The organism is Pseudoalteromonas sp. APC 3893, assembly GCF_030408095.1.
Taxonomy (GTDB): Bacteria; Pseudomonadota; Gammaproteobacteria; order Enterobacterales; family Alteromonadaceae; genus Pseudoalteromonas.
The window spans coordinates 73,815-89,095 of the sequence record NZ_JASDCD010000001.1 but is presented as its reverse complement, the minus strand read 5'-3'; the positions used below and the strand labels follow the sequence as shown (position 1 = coordinate 89,095).

The following is a 15,281-nucleotide window of genomic DNA, read 5'->3' as shown; positions in this document are numbered from 1 at the left end:
AAAATTCAGTCAACCTAGGGATTCTAGCGTAAATTAGCCACAGTTTAAATCTACAAAACACTGGTATTAACGCTTTATTAGGTATATCCTGCAATATTAGTGATTAATTATCTTGACAGCAGAAAAAGGCACGTTATGGTTCACGTTGTGCACAAACTCCCAAAAAAACACAAATTGCTTATTCTAGGTTTGGTTTCTGCTATTGCTGCCCTGACTCTTATTCCTTCTGAAAAAGCAACCGCCTCTAAAGATAACAGTGCAGATGCACTAGAAATTGGCAAGCGCTACGAATTACAAATTAAAGTTGATGATGCTGAGCAATTAACTGAATTAAATTCGCAAGAAGACGCAGCAAAATTACCAGAATATGACCTAGTCGACTTTGAAGTAAAGAACGGTGACAATTTAGCACTTATCTTTAAGCGTGCAGGTTTTAACGCGCAAACCGTTCATAAATTACTTAACACCAACGCAGAAACTCGCAAACTTACTAAAATTCACCCTGGTGAAATTCTTAGTTTTGCCACAGCTGAAGATGGGTCTTTAGCGCAGTTACGCTACGTTATCTCAAAGACAGATACTTTATTTGTGACTTTAAACGAAGAAGGTAACTACGATACCTCAATCGACAGCAAAGAAATCGAAACCCTAACTAAATCAACTGGCGGTGAAATCAGCAACAGCTTTTGGACCTCAGGTATTGCAGCAGGTTTAAGCGAACGCCAAATTATGAACTTTGCTGATATTTTTGGTTGGGACGTGGATTTTGCAAATGATATTCGTAAAGGCGATCAGTTTGGTCTCATTTACGAGTCACACTATGTAGATGGTGAATTTATTGGCACGGGTAAAATTATTGCCGCTGAATTTATAAATCAGGGTGAGCGTTATGCCGCTATTCGCCACAGCGATGATAACTTTTATACCCCTGAAGGCCGCAGCATGAAAAAAGCATTTTTACGTGCACCGGTTAACTTTAAATATATTAGCTCAAGCTTTAACCCGCGCCGCTTACACCCTGTTACTGGGCAAGTAAAAGCGCACCGCGGCATTGATTACGCAGCACGTACGGGTACGCCAGTTGTTGCATCAGGTAACGGTAAAGTAATTAAATCAGGCTACAGCAAGTATAACGGTAACTATGTATTTATAAGCCACGGCACACAATACGTGACTAAATACTTACACTTAAATAAACGCGCAGTAAAAACGGGTCAAAAAGTTAAGCAAGGCCAAAAAATTGGTACTGTAGGTGCAACAGGCCGTGTAACCGGCGCACACTTACACTATGAGTTTTTGGTTAACGGCGTTCACCGTAACCCTAAAACAGTTAAACTACCTAAGTCTGAGCCATTACCACGCGCAGAGCTTGCGAAGTTTAAGCCAATTGCAGATACGTTCTTAGCGCAATTAGAGCGCAACAGAGAGCTACAGTTAGCGCTTAAGTAAGAGTTGTCAGCGGTCAGCGGTCAGCGGTCAGCGGTCAGCGGTCAGCGGTCAGCGGTCAGCGGTCAGCGGTCAGAAAATATAAAACCGTTGCTATGCAAATAGCAACGGTTTTTTCTTGATAGGGTATTTTCGTTGGGTTTCGGGGTGCTCAACCACAACCTACGCAGCCCATTTTAACACCGAGCAGCTTAAAACTGACGGCTACCGCACCAACATATAAATCAACTGCACAACCAATGAAATCATGACTAATGGCCAAATATATTTCGCATATTTAGTTGCCCCCTCTAAGCCCATTTTTGATTGGTACTTTTCAAGTAGTGGCACCAGAATAACAAGAGCGACAAACAAAGAGATTAAAATCACAAAGATATTCATACTACTGCCTTTTAAGTTCAGGTGCTAAATTAAGGTAATTAGTAAGACGAAATTCGAGTATACCTAAAAAGCAGGCAAAAAAAAAAGCGCAGTATAAACTGCGCCAGTCGGTTGGAAGTAAAAGTTTACTTCAGCAGTGCTCAAAATTAAGAGCACTGGTGTTGTATTTTAACCTACAAGTGCTAACAAAATACCCGCAGCAACGGCACTACCAAGTACACCTGCTACGTTTGGCCCCATTGCATGCATCAACAAGAAGTTATGTGGGTTATTCTCAAGACCAACTTTATTAACGACTCGAGCAGCCATTGGTACTGCAGAAACACCTGCCGCGCCAACTAAAGGGTTGATCGGTGACTTGGAAAACTTATTCAAACCTTTCGCCATAAATACACCCGATGCTGTACCTATAGAGAACGCCAGTGCACCTAGCGCTAAAATACCCAGCGTTTCGACAGTTAAGAATTTGTCTGCGGCTAATTTAGACCCTACAGCTAAACCTAAAAAAATCGTTGTGATATTGATAATCTCATTTTGTGCACTGTTACTTAATCGATCAACCACACCTGATTCACGCATTAAGTTACCTAAACAAAACATACCTACTAGCGGTGTTGCCGCAGGTAAAAACAACATAGTTAAGCCCAATACCATTAGAGGAAAAATAATTTTTTCCTTCTTAGACACTGTACGTAATTGTGGCATTTGAATTTTGCGTTCTTCAGGCGTTGTAAGTACGCGCATAATTGGCGGCTGAATAATTGGTACTAAAGCCATATACGAATAAGCAGCCACTGCAATTGCACCTAATAAATCAGGCGCTAATTTTGATGCTAAGAAGATAGCCGTTGGGCCATCAGCACCACCAATAATAGCGATAGCTGATGCATCTTGTAATGAGAACTCAAAGCCTGGTACATAGTTAAGTAAAATCGCCCCAAATAATGTAGCAAAAATACCAAATTGAGCCGCAGCACCAAGCAACATCATTCTCGGGTTTGCAATTAAGGCACTAAAGTCTGTCAGTGCCCCTACTCCCATAAAGATCAGTAACGGAAACACACCAGTATCAATACCAATATGATAAACGTAATATAATAAGCCACCAGGGTCTGATAAGCCCGCTACTGGAATATTTGTTAAGATTGCACCAAAGCCTATTGGTAATAGTAATAGTGGCTCAAAGTTTCGTGCAATTGCGAGGTACAACAATAGGCACCCTACTGCAATCATGATTAACGCAGGAAAAGTGAAATTTGCTATACCCGTTGCTTGCCAGAGGTTTAATAACGCGTCCATCCTCTATACTCCTAAGCCATTGCAATCATTGCTTCGCCTGTGGCAACAGAGTCACCTTCAGCAACTAAAAGTTCAGCAATAGTTCCACTGTGAGTAGCGCGAATTTCTGTTTCCATCTTCATCGCTTCCATAATCATCACAACATCACCTGCGTTAACTGTTTGACCCGCTTTCACTTTAATCTTGAAGATGTTACCTGCAAGCGGAGCATTCAAAGTTTCGCCCGATGCTACCGACGCAGACTGCGGAATTAACTCACTGTCTTTGAGTGTTACCTCTTTTAGTTCACCGCCTTGTGCAACGACAACATCATATACTTTACCATCAACTTTTACGCTGTACTGCTCAGCTTTAACTGTGTTGTTATTAGATTTATTGCTTGAAGAAGGTTTGTCTTGCTTAGCTGACTCAGCACTTGGCACCGCTTCAAACGCATCTGGGTTGTTGCGGTTTTTCAGAAATTTCAAACCAATTTGTGGGAATAATGCATATGTTAATACATCATCAATTTGCTCATCAGCAAGGTCTAAACCTTGTTCTTGTGCTTCTTTTAGTAGTTCAGCTTGCAATGTTTCAAGTTCTGGTTGCAGTACATCAGCAGGGCGACAAGTAATTGCCTCACTACCATCAAGTACACGTTCCTGTAATTCTTTATTCATTGGCGCTGGTGTTGAACCATATTCGCCTTTAAGTACACCTGCAGTCTCTTTTGTGATGGTTTTATAACGTTCACCGGTCAATACATTCAATACTGCTTGAGTACCAACAATTTGTGAAGTTGGTGTAACTAATGGTAAGAAACCTAAATCTTCACGTACGCGTGGGATCTCAAGTAGAACCTGATCCAGTTTATCTGCTGCGCCTTGCTCTTTTAGCTGGTTTTCCATATTAGTTAACATGCCACCTGGCACTTGAGCTAACAAGATACGGCCATCTACACCTTTTAAGCTCCCCTCAAATGCCGCATACTTTTTGCGCACATCACGGAAGTAAGCCGCGATTTCTTCTAACTGATTTAAATCAAGATCGGTATCACGCTCAGTACCTTCGACAATTGATACTATTGTTTCCGTCGCGCTGTGACCGTAGGTCATACTCATTGATGAAATAGCGGTATCAAGCATATCAATACCAGCATCTATGGCTTTTTGATAAGTTGCTGTACTCAAACCTGTTGTTGCATGACATTGCATAGCGATAGGAATAGAAACGGTTTCTTTTAGCCCTTTAATCAATTCCTCACAATCATAAGGCTTAAGCAAACCTGCCATATCCTTAATACAAATTGAGTGACAGCCTAAATCTTCTAACTGCTTGGCTAAAGTAAGCCACATATCAAGTGTGTGCACTGGGCTGACAGTATATGAAATCGTGCCTTGTGCATGAGCTCCCACTTTCACAGCGGCTTTAATTGCAGTTTCAAGATTTCGCACATCATTCATCGCATCAAAAATACGAAATACATCAACACCATTTTTGTGGGCACGTTCAACAAATTTTTCTACAACGTCATCAGCATAATGACGGTAACCTAAAAGGTTTTGCCCACGAAGTAGCATTTGTTGCTTCGTGTTTGGCATTGCTTTTTTAAGCGCACGGATGCGTTCCCACGGATCTTCACCTAAGTAACGAATACATGAGTCAAACGTTGCCCCACCCCAAGATTCAATAGACCAATAACCCGCATTATCAAGTTTTTCAGCAATTGGTAGCATATCGTCTAAACGCATACGTGTTGCTAATAAAGATTGATGCGCGTCTCTGAGTACTAGCTCAGTTAATTTTAATTTAGCCATGAGTCACCCCTTATGATTTTTGTTTATTTTTGTACTGAGCGATTGCAGCACTGATAGCAGCAACATGTGCACTTGGCACACCTTGGGCTTTAATAGATGGTGTACGAGCAGCCTCAACCACAGGTTCTTCAAAGCGGCTCATTATTTTAGACATAAAGATAATTGCTGAAATTAACAGCGATAAGAATACGAAAACGCCCACCATTCCAGTGACCATTAAATTTGCTGCTGTCGCAAGTAGTTGTCCTATGTCCATGCTGCTCCCCCTTGATTACTAAACTTATAGTTTTAATTTACCAACCTAAAACAGGTAAAAAATCACTTTATATAAATAATTATGCACCAATCATAACAAAGAAATAGACCAAGTCCAACACTTTGTAAATTGGTAAAACCAATTAATATTAAGCTAACATATCCACATTAAAGTTAACACCGTACATTTTGCTATTATTTTCTGAGATATAGACAATATAAATAATGAATATAGTTAAAAGTTATAACTATCCTGCATACTGTTGATTAAAAAATCATGATAGCAGTTTGAATCTGCACTAAATTTAAGAGGAAATGCCTCACCATGTTAAATTGGTCTTACCAAGGAAGGCATTTAATAACACGTTATTTTTTATTTTAAGAATAAGTTACACGTAATAAAGTAAATATTACTTACAGTGCGCTTGTCTTTCTTTGTAATAACCCTATTAGACATTGATTTTAAAGTACTTTTATTTATGGCACATAACTGGCATTAACCATATCGAACAAATTTACAAACCAAGGAGACAACAATGTTACGCTGGACAATTACATTTTTAGTTATTGCACTTATTGCTGCAGTGTTAGGTTTTGGTGGTATCGCAGGTGCCGCAGCAGGAATTGCCAAAATTATATTTTTTATCTTTTTAGTATTATTAGTTATTTCACTCGTTTCAGGTGCGCTTAGAGGCAAAACCCCTTAACAGGAAATTAATTTAAACACTAATACATACATTACTTACAAGGAATTACATTATGAAATCAACAACAGTCAAAACAGCCGTTATCGCACTTTTCGCAAGTTTTTTTATCATGGGTTGTGAAGACAATCATGCAGAAGAAGCTGGTGAGCGCATTGATGAAGCAGTAACAGACGTACAAAATGGTGTTGAAGACGCCTGTGAAGAAGTTAAAGAAGGCGTAAATGCTGAAGAAACTAACTGTTAATCCATAATTAATAGTAAACAAAAAACGACTCACCTGAGTTGTTTTTTGTTTACTTTAAACGATCTGTCACCTATCCCCCCCTCAAAAAATACCTCTAAATATCAAACTTACACACTACTAATTTTACTGAAAAACTGGAGCAAATATTTTTTTCTAAAAATTTATTATTTGTATGTCCTAAATTTGCAACTATCTTTAAATAGCTAATTAAAGGTATCGTTAGCGTACCTTCAGTTGTTTTTAGCCTAATTATTATAAATATTTGGGAGATTACAATGTTAAAAAATAAAGTGTCACTCGGTGTAAAATCAGCCTTCAGCGCAGGATTTATATCAACTGCATTAATTTATACCCCCCTCACGATAGCCGAAGAAGAAACAACGATAGAAAAAGATGTAGAAGTTATTTCAGTTACAGGTAGCCGAATACGTCAACCTGGAGCTGTATCCGCCAGCCCAATAATATCAATTGGAGAAAAAGAGCTTGGATTCCAACAAGAGCCTGAGGTAGAACAAATTTTAAGAAGCCTTCCTGCAACAGTTCCTGGAGATGGCAGTAATGTAAATAATGGTTCCGGAGGAGCAGCAACTATAAACCTAAGGGGTCTGGGCGCACAACGTTCATTAGTACTAATGAACGGCCGTCGTATGATCCCATACAATTATAATGGTGCAGTTGATAGCTCAACAATCCCGAGCGCTTTGATTGAACGTATTGATATTGTCACTGGTGGTGCATCAGCAGTATATGGCTCCGATGCAATTGCTGGGGCAGTAAACATTGTTCTGAAAGACGACTTTCAAGGGGTGGTTTTTGACGCAAAACATTCTGAAACAGGTGATGGTGATGGTGATAAGGATAGTTTCAGTTTAACTCTAGGCTCAAATTTAGCTGATGATAAAGGTAATGTTGTACTTTCTCTTGGCTGGATGAAACGAGATCAAATATTATTAGGTGATCGTCCTCTCGGTCTTTTAGGTATTGAAACTGCGAGCGGTGCAAACTATGAGCAATTTCTAAATAGCGAACCACCAATTCCTGCTCCAGAGGAATGTAGCGGCCCTAACTCTGTTGAAAGCGGTGGTTCTACTACGGCATTTCCGACTCGCTTTGCTATCGTTGGAGCTGGCCAAACTGGCGCAGGGCAATTTAGAAACGATGGTACTTTAGAGTCTGATACTTGTAGTGTGTTTAACTTTAATCCCTACAATTTTTATCAAACCCCCTCTGAACGCTACTCAGCAACGGCTCTAGGTAATTACTATATTACTGATGATCATCAAGTATATTCTTCAGTGAATTTTACAAATACGAGTGTAGATACCCAAGTCGCTCCCTCTGGTACATTTGGCTCAAGCTTTAATTTACCTCTAGCAAACCCATTTATTGGTGAGCAAGCACTACAGTTTATGCTTGATGGTGCAGCACAAGCACTCGGTGAAGGCAGCTTAGATTCCAGCAACTGGCAAGATGTAAATGGAAACGGAATTGTTGATGAAGCTGATTATCTAACTGTTCAATTAAGACGACGTACATTAGAGCTTGGAGCTCGTACAGAGCGCTTTGATAGTACTCAGTTTCAAATTGTAACTGGTGTTAAAGGCTATTTTTTAGATGATTGGGAATACGATGCGAGCTATCAATATGGTGAATCAAACCGGACAACCGTTCGCGGTGGCTATACCAATCTAACTAATATTCAAAATGCTTTAGATACTACAGATGGAGAAACATGTAAAAATGGTGACTCAAGCTGTGTACCTATAGATCTTTTTGGTGGCTTTGGAACTATTACTGAAGAAATGGCGGGATACGCTCAAGCTATTGCTTTACAACAACAAAAATACAGCCAAGAAATTTTTACTGCCAGCGTAAACGGCAGTCTTGATTTTATTGAAATACCAGGTGCTGGAGCACCTTTAGCTGTTAGCTTCGGTTATGAAAAACGCACCGAAAAAGGCCTTTTTGAACCAGATGAGTGTTTAAAACTAGCCCCTGCAAGCTGTCAAGGTGGCGCCGGTGGTAATCAATTACCAATTTCAGGTGGTTTTTCTGTTGATGAGCTATTCATGGAAGGTTATCTACCGGTATTAGATGGATTACCTGGTGCTGAAACTCTTGACGTAGAGTTTGGTTTTCGTTGGGCTGACTACGATACCGTTGGTAGTAATGAAACTTGGAAGTTAGGCTTTAACTGGCGTCCGGTAAGCGACATTTTAGTTCGAGTTATGCAACAACAAGCAACTCGAGCACCTAATGTAGGGGAGATTGCTTCTCCTGTTGTAACAGGTTTAGATAACGCACAGAGCGATCCTTGTTCAATAGCTAATGCTGGTAATATTGATGAAAACTTAAAACAATTATGTATGTCAACAGGAATGACAGAAGCACAGGTTGGTAATGTGCAAGATGTTATATCTGGACAAGTACAAGTTATTAGCGGTAGCGATCCACTAAACCCTCCTGGAGCCGAAGAAGCTGATACTTTTACGGCTGGTATTGTTTGGACACCTGAATTAAACAGCTTAGAAAACTTTACTATCACTTTAGATTATTACGATATAGACATTAATAATATTATTGGCAACTTTTCAGCTCAGGAGATTCTTGATGCGTGTTATGTTTTAGGAGACGCTGATGAATGTGCAAAAATTAATAGAATTGGTGGTGATTTAACAATTGCAGGTGCAGGTATTGAGCAATTTACAACTAACTTGAAAAACCAACGAGCTGAAGGTCTTGAGTTTGGGTTTAATTTTGCTGTTTTAATTGATCAGATGGGAGAGTTACAATTTTCAGGTAATATTAATAAGTATCTTACTCAAGAATCTCAAAGCTCAGACACTGCCCGCATAATTGATTGTAAAGGCTACTTTAGTACCAGTTGTGATCCTGTTTCAGAACTTCGCTGGGTTCAAAGAACAAGCTGGGTGTGGGAAGATCTAACGCTATCGCTTCAGTGGCGTCATATTGATGGTGTTGATGTTGAGCCAATTGAAGCACCAAACGTATACGAAGAGTTCCAAAGTATAGAAAGCTATGATTACTTTGATTTATTTGCTAGTTATTACGCAACAGAAAATATAGTTGTTAACTTTGGTATCGATAATATATTTGAAAAAGAACCACCGGTAGTGGGGGGTGAGGCTGGTGATACTAGCTCTAACTCTGGTAACACATTCCCAAGTAATTATGATGTGCTTGGTCGTAAATTTAAAATGGGTATAAAAATCCAGTTTTAATGATTCCTGGTAGTAGGTAGTAACTTGCACCGCAATTTGCGGTGCTTTTTTATTTTTATCTACGCTCTTGCTTCAAGCATTAAACGTTTCATATCACGTACGGCTTTATCAAGGCCATCAATAGCAGCACGAGCGATTATGGCATGACCAATGTTAAGCTCGTAAATGTCCTTCATCGCAGCGATTGGTTTGACGTTATGATAATGCAGGCCATGCCCTGCGTTTACCGTTAGTCCTAAGCCCGCAGCATACTCTACACCTTGGCGAATATGTTCAAGTTCTTTTTGCATATCTGTGTCATTTTCTGCATCAGCATAAGCACCCGTGTGTATTTCTACATAAGGGGCATTACATGCTTTCGCTGCATCTAGCTGCGCTTTATCTGCATCAATAAATAATGATACTTTGATGCCCGCGTCAGTTAGCTTAGCAGTGGCAGCTTTAATTTTGCCTAGATTACCAACAACATCTAAACCACCTTCAGTAGTGAGCTCTTCACGTTTTTCTGGTACTAGGCATACATATTCAGGTTTTACATCTAATGCAATATCCAGCATTTCATCAGTGACTGCAATTTCTAAGTTCATACGGGTTTGAATTGTCTTTGCCATCACATAAACGTCGCGGTCTTGAATATGACGACGATCTTCACGCAAGTGAATTGTAATGCCATCAGCGCCAGCATGTTCAGCTACACTTGCTGCATGAGCGGGATCCGGGTAGTTTGTGCCGCGTGCTTGGCGTAAAGTTGCAATATGATCAACGTTGATACCTAACAGAATGTCTTTCATTTTTTACCTATATAAATTATTTAATAAAAAGCTCGCGGCTTTTTAATGGTTTTTTACCAAGCAATGGCTTCATTAAATGACGGCTTAATTGCTTCGCCATATATAGCACATCAGGTGCACTAAAGTCATGATCTGCAATTGCATTTAATTGAGCTCCCGTAAACCCATCCCCTTTTAGATCCTGAACTACAAAACCGTATTCGGCAAAGTAACTATACGTGTACGACGCATCAATTGGATCGCCCGCCGCATCGAAAGTAAAATCAACACCATAGCCCAGCAATTCTAGTAACTGAAACTCATAAGAGCGCAACACGGCTTGTAAGTTTGGATGTTGGTTTAGTTGCGTAAGGTGAGTTTTATATAACTGATAAGCATGATCAATTGGCTCATTAATTGGCACAATGCGGTTAGTGAGTTCATTTAAATAAAAGCCACAGTAAAGCTGATCACCTACAAGTGGTGATTGCGTACCATGTAATTCAAAGCGTTGGATATATTTTAAATCATGCCTACCAGTGTAGTTTACTAGTAAGGTTTGGAAGGGTTGTAACTGTGCTTTATGCTTTGTTGCTTGTCGGCCATTGATGCGGGCTAACATTCGCAATTGGCCAACACCTTCTACTAGCATATCAAGCATTACTTGTGAGTCGCTATAAGGACGTCGGTGTAATAAATATGCTGTGTAGAAGTCGCTATCCATAGGTCAATTTAGGCAGAAGTTAATCTTCACCATAGCCTAAACTGCGCAAGGCTCGTTCATCATCAGCCCAACCCGATTTTACTTTTACCCAAAGCTCTAAAAATACTTTGTTATCAAGCATTTCTTCAAGATCTTTGCGTGCTTCACGGCCAATAACTTTTAGCTTTTCGCCTTTGTTACCTATAACCATCCGTTTTTGTGTTTCACGCTCAACCAAAATCAAGCCATTGATATGCCAAACACCATTGTCTTGCCACTTAAACTGCTCTATTTCAACAGTCACTGAGTAAGGTAGCTCCTCACCCATAAAGCGCATCAGCTTTTCACGAATAACTTCAGCTGCCATAAAGCGCATAGAACGGTCTGTAACATAGTCATCAGGAAAGTAAAATTCACACGGTGGAAGGCGTTTCGTTACTTCATCTTTGATCAAGTTAATATTTTTACCCTGTGTCGCTGACACTGGCATAATACCTACAAAATCAAACTTATCGCCCAACCACTTCATATGTGGAAGTACTAAGTCACGATCTTTAACCTGGTCAATTTTATTAATGACTAATAATACTGGTTTGCCACTTTGGCTCACTTTATTAAGAACCATCTCATCATCAGCATTCCAATGAGTGCCTTCAACCACAAAAATTATTAGCTCAACATCGCCAATCGAACTTGAAGCTGCACGGTTCATTAAACGGTTAATGGCGCGCTTTTCCTCAACGTGCAATCCAGGTGTATCTACATAAACAGCTTGATGCTGACCTTCTGTATGAATACCCATAATACGGTGACGTGTTGTTTGCGGCTTACGCGAAGTAATACTTACCTTTTGCTCAATGATCTCATTAAGTAAGGTTGATTTACCAACGTTCGGACGACCAACAATGGCTATCATGCCACAAAAAGTATCAAGCTCACCTTCATGTGGTTGGATCAATGTATCAAGATTCATTTTTGAGTATCTTCAATGCTTTTTCAGCGGCTTTTTGCTCGGCTTTACGACGTGAGCTACCTACTGAGATAATGCTATCCATACCTTCAACAATACATTCAACCGTGAATGTTTGATTATGTGCTTGGCCTTTAGTATCCACTACAGTATACCCTGGCAGTGATAGTTTACGGGCTTGTAGGTACTCTTGTAGTAAGGTCTTAGGATCTTTTTGATTAAGACCCGGAGAAATCGCATCAAGACGCGCTTCATACCATTGTAAAATTAGCTCACCACATACATCGATACCGGAGTCTAAAAATACAGCACCAATAATCGCTTCTACGGCATCGGCCAATGTAGACTCGCGTCTAAAACCGCCACTTTTAAGCTCACCTGGACCTAAACGTAAATAGTCACCTAAACCAAATTCAAGGCCAAACTCAGCCAGAGTTTGCCCACGCACTAAAGTAGAGCGCATACGGCTTAAGTCACCTTCACGGGCTTTTGGAAATTTGCTATAAAGTGCATTAGCAATGACGAAGCTTAGAATCGAGTCACCTAAAAACTCTAAACGTTCATTATGCTGGCCTTTATGGCTGCGGTGGGTCATTGCCTGCTCAAGTAAACCTTGATCAGTAAATGTATACCCTATTTTTTTATATAACTCTGTTACATTTTTTTTCATTGTTACTGAATATTACCTAGGCGTTCAAAACGAACTCCAGTTGGAACCCAGCCTGGTAAAATATCATCTGGGCCATTATCAAATTCAAAACTCATCCATATAAAGACGGCTTTACCCACCAAGTTTTCTTTTGGTACAAAGCCCCACACACGACTATCTTGGCTATTATCGCGGTTATCACCCATCATAAAATAATGATCAGCCGGTACTACCCATTCATCAGAACGTGTACCCGGTTGTTGATAGTAGCGCCCTTTCATTTCAAGCGCTTCTGGGTTGATTAAAATATCATGGTTTAGTGTTGTTAAATTCTCATTTAAACGTACTAAATCCATAGAGCCTTGCTTAAATTCGTCACGATTGATGATTTCCATATCAATCTTATTAAACTCATTACACAATAAATCACCTTGCTGAGTTTGTCCTTGCTCACAGTTAGGCTGAATGTATAAGCGTTTATTACGGTATACAATTTTATCACCTGGTAAGCCAATCGCACGTTTAATGTAATCTACACGCTCATCAAGCGGGTATTTAAACACTACAATATCACCACGCTCAGGTTCATCAACATCCATTAGCTGAGTACGCCATACAGGGTCTTTTACCCCATATGAGTATTTTTGTACTAGGATAAAGTCACCCACCAACAAGGTTGGCATCATAGAGCCTGACGGGATTTGAAACGGTTCAAACAAGAACGAGCGAAAAACCGTAATCGCTGCAATCATCGGAAAAATAGACTTTGCCGTTTCAGTAATTGTAGGCTCAGGTGCAATTAACGATGCAGTTTCTTCATCTAATTCGCCACCGGCAGAACTCGTAGCCAAGGCTAAGCGCTCTTGTCTTTTAGGTGCAAACATAAAATGGTCAATTAACCAGATTAAGCCCGAACCTAAAGTTAATAGCACTAAAAATATTGAAAAATAACCTGCCATTCATTCATTCCTTTATCTTACTAACTTGGGTTTGAAACTTATTTACCAACTTTAAGAATAGCTAAGAACGCATCTTGTGGTACTTCAACATTACCTAGTTGCTTCATTCGCTTTTTACCGTCTTTTTGTTTCTGAAGAAGTTTCTTCTTACGGCTTACATCACCACCATAACATTTAGCGATTACATTTTTACGTAATTGCTTAACTGTCGTACGGGCAATAACATGCTGACCAATCGCTGCCTGAATTGCAATATCAAACATCTGGCGAGGAATAAGCTCTTTAAGTGCATCGGCTAATTGACGTCCGCGTGATTGCGCACTTTCTCTGTGTACAATAATAGCAAGGGCATCAACTCTGTCGCCATTGATTAAGATATCTACACGTACCATGTCAGATACTTGGAAGTGTTTAAAGTTATAATCAAGCGAGGCAAAACCACGACTAGTTGATTTTAATTTATCAAAAAAGTCCATGACCACTTCAGCCATAGGTAGTTCGTATGTCACTGCAACTTGCTTACCGTGATAACTCATTTTTGTTTGCATGCCACGTTTTTCGACACATAAAGTGATCACACTACCTAAATACTCTTGCGGTACAAGAATATTTGCTTCAACAACGGGCTCACGAATTTCTAAAATATCATTTACTGGCGGTAAATCAGACGGATTATCTATTTGCGTTGTGCCATTTTTAGTCACTACTTCATAGATTACCGTTGGTGCAGTGGTTATCAAATCAATATCATATTCGCGCTCTAGACGCTCTTGAATAATTTCCATGTGCAACATGCCTAAGAAACCACAACGGAAACCAAAGCCTAGTGCTGTTGAATTTTCTGGCTCAAAGAACAGTGACGCATCGTTTAGGCTTAATTTATTAAGCGCATCACGGAACGATTCATACTCGTCAGATGCAATTGGGAACATACCCGCATAAACTTGTGGTTTAATTTTCTGGAAACCCGGTAAACGCGCAGGTGCAGCATTTTTCTGATGCGTAATTGTGTCACCTACTGGTGCACCATGAATCTCTTTGATACCCGCAATTACAAAGCCAACTTCACCGGTTTTAAGTACACCTGTATTTGTTTGTTTTGGTGTAAATATACCCACGTGATCGGCAATATGTACTTGCTCATTCGACATAATCTTTATTTTATCGCCAGCACGTAACTCGCCGTGCTTAATACGAACAAGCGATACAACACCTTGGTATGGGTCAAACCATGAATCGATGATCAATGCTTGTAACGGTGCATCCTTGTCGCCTTCTGGCGGCGGGACATCCTTTACAATCATTTCTAACACTTCGGCAATACCAACACCTGTTTTAGCACTACATTGCACTGCATCTAAAGCATCAATACCAATAATATCTTCAATTTCTTCAGCTACACGTAGTGGATCAGCTTGCGGTAAATCAATTTTATTGAGCACCGGAATAACTTCTAAGTCCATCTCTATCGCAGTGTAGCAATTTGCTAATGTTTGCGCTTCTACGCCTTGCCCTGCATCAACAACCAGTAATGCACCTTCACAAGCGGCAAGTGAACGCGATACTTCATAAGTGAAGTCAACGTGCCCTGGTGTATCGATAAAGTTTAACTGGTAGGTCTCACCATCATTAGCTTTATAATTTAGGGTAACACTTTGCGCTTTAATGGTAATACCACGTTCACGCTCAATGTCCATTGAATCCAATACTTGCTTTTGCATTTCACGGTCGGTTAGGCCACCACAAACTTGGATCAAACGATCAGAAAGGGTCGATTTACCGTGGTCAATATGGGCGATGATCGAAAAATTACGGATATGCTTCATAAACTGGATTCTAAACTTCTATTTTAATGGACTA

Annotated in this window: 14 protein-coding genes; 4 read left to right on the top strand and 10 right to left on the bottom strand. The window is 40.0% G+C overall.

Features of this window, described 5'->3' with window-relative positions; genetic code table 11:
- Positions 1–135 precede the first annotated feature (135 nt).
- Entirely contained in the window at positions 136–1,449 is a 1,314-nt protein-coding gene (locus QMA12_RS00420; protein WP_087531999.1) for a peptidoglycan DD-metalloendopeptidase family protein, read from the top strand.
- A gap of 201 nt (positions 1,450–1,650) precedes the next feature.
- Here the strand turns inward: QMA12_RS00420 and QMA12_RS00415 are convergent, their stop codons facing one another.
- From QMA12_RS00415 to QMA12_RS00400, 4 genes are all read right to left on the bottom strand, one after another.
- Positions 1,651–1,827 (bottom strand): hypothetical protein, encoded by a 177-nt coding sequence (locus QMA12_RS00415; RefSeq protein WP_176372521.1) that lies wholly within the window; start codon positions 1,825–1,827, stop codon positions 1,651–1,653.
- Between the two features lie 168 nt (positions 1,828–1,995).
- Complete coding sequence (locus tag QMA12_RS00410; protein WP_290210096.1) at positions 1,996–3,126, bottom strand: sodium ion-translocating decarboxylase subunit beta; 1,131 nt, start codon at positions 3,124–3,126, stop codon at positions 1,996–1,998.
- Positions 3,127–3,137: 11 nt separating this feature from the next.
- A complete protein-coding gene (gene oadA / locus QMA12_RS00405) occupies positions 3,138–4,922 on the bottom strand; it encodes a sodium-extruding oxaloacetate decarboxylase subunit alpha (RefSeq protein ID WP_290210097.1) in 1,785 nt (594 codons plus the stop codon).
- 10 nt (positions 4,923–4,932) lie between these two features.
- Positions 4,933–5,178, bottom strand: coding sequence for an OadG family transporter subunit (locus tag QMA12_RS00400; protein WP_087531996.1), 246 nt, complete (start codon positions 5,176–5,178; stop codon positions 4,933–4,935).
- A 535-nt stretch (positions 5,179–5,713) separates the two neighbouring features.
- On the opposite strand from QMA12_RS00400, the gene QMA12_RS00395 reads away from it, so the two are divergent.
- The 3 genes from QMA12_RS00395 to QMA12_RS00385 all read left to right on the top strand — a co-directional run bounded on the left by QMA12_RS00395 (position 5,714) and on the right by QMA12_RS00385 (position 9,370).
- Positions 5,714–5,884: a DUF1328 family protein gene (locus QMA12_RS00395; protein ID WP_087531995.1), complete on the top strand. Its 171-nt coding sequence runs from the start codon at positions 5,714–5,716 to the stop codon at positions 5,882–5,884.
- A gap of 52 nt (positions 5,885–5,936) precedes the next feature.
- Positions 5,937–6,128, top strand: coding sequence for a hypothetical protein (locus QMA12_RS00390; protein WP_087531994.1), 192 nt, complete (start codon positions 5,937–5,939; stop codon positions 6,126–6,128).
- A 275-nt stretch (positions 6,129–6,403) separates the two neighbouring features.
- Positions 6,404–9,370: a TonB-dependent receptor gene (locus QMA12_RS00385; RefSeq protein ID WP_290210098.1), complete on the top strand. Its 2,967-nt coding sequence runs from the start codon at positions 6,404–6,406 to the stop codon at positions 9,368–9,370.
- A 59-nt stretch (positions 9,371–9,429) separates the two neighbouring features.
- On the opposite strand, the gene pdxJ is transcribed toward QMA12_RS00385, so the two are convergent.
- From pdxJ to lepA, 6 genes are read right to left on the bottom strand one after another with little or no spacing between them, the layout of a single operon-like run.
- A complete protein-coding gene (gene pdxJ, locus QMA12_RS00380; protein ID WP_290210099.1) occupies positions 9,430–10,161 on the bottom strand; it encodes a pyridoxine 5'-phosphate synthase in 732 nt (243 codons plus the stop codon).
- 16 nt (positions 10,162–10,177) lie between these two features.
- Positions 10,178–10,864, bottom strand: coding sequence for a DNA repair protein RecO (recO, locus tag QMA12_RS00375; RefSeq protein ID WP_290210100.1), 687 nt, complete (start codon positions 10,862–10,864; stop codon positions 10,178–10,180).
- A 19-nt stretch (positions 10,865–10,883) separates the two neighbouring features.
- Positions 10,884–11,816, bottom strand: coding sequence for a GTPase Era (gene era, locus QMA12_RS00370; protein ID WP_087531990.1), 933 nt, complete (start codon positions 11,814–11,816; stop codon positions 10,884–10,886).
- The gene (gene rnc, locus QMA12_RS00365) at positions 11,806–12,483 is read right to left on the bottom strand and encodes a ribonuclease III (RefSeq protein WP_087531989.1); all 678 of its coding nucleotides are present in this window, start codon (positions 12,481–12,483) and stop codon (positions 11,806–11,808) included. Before rnc ends, era begins: the two co-directional genes overlap by 11 nt.
- Before the next feature lie 2 nt (positions 12,484–12,485).
- On the bottom strand, positions 12,486–13,421 hold the full coding sequence (gene lepB / locus QMA12_RS00360) for a signal peptidase I (protein WP_290210101.1): 936 nt from the start codon (positions 13,419–13,421) through the stop codon (positions 12,486–12,488).
- 38 nt (positions 13,422–13,459) lie between these two features.
- A complete protein-coding gene (gene lepA / locus QMA12_RS00355; RefSeq protein ID WP_290210102.1) occupies positions 13,460–15,247 on the bottom strand; it encodes a translation elongation factor 4 in 1,788 nt (595 codons plus the stop codon).
- Positions 15,248–15,281 lie beyond the last annotated feature (34 nt).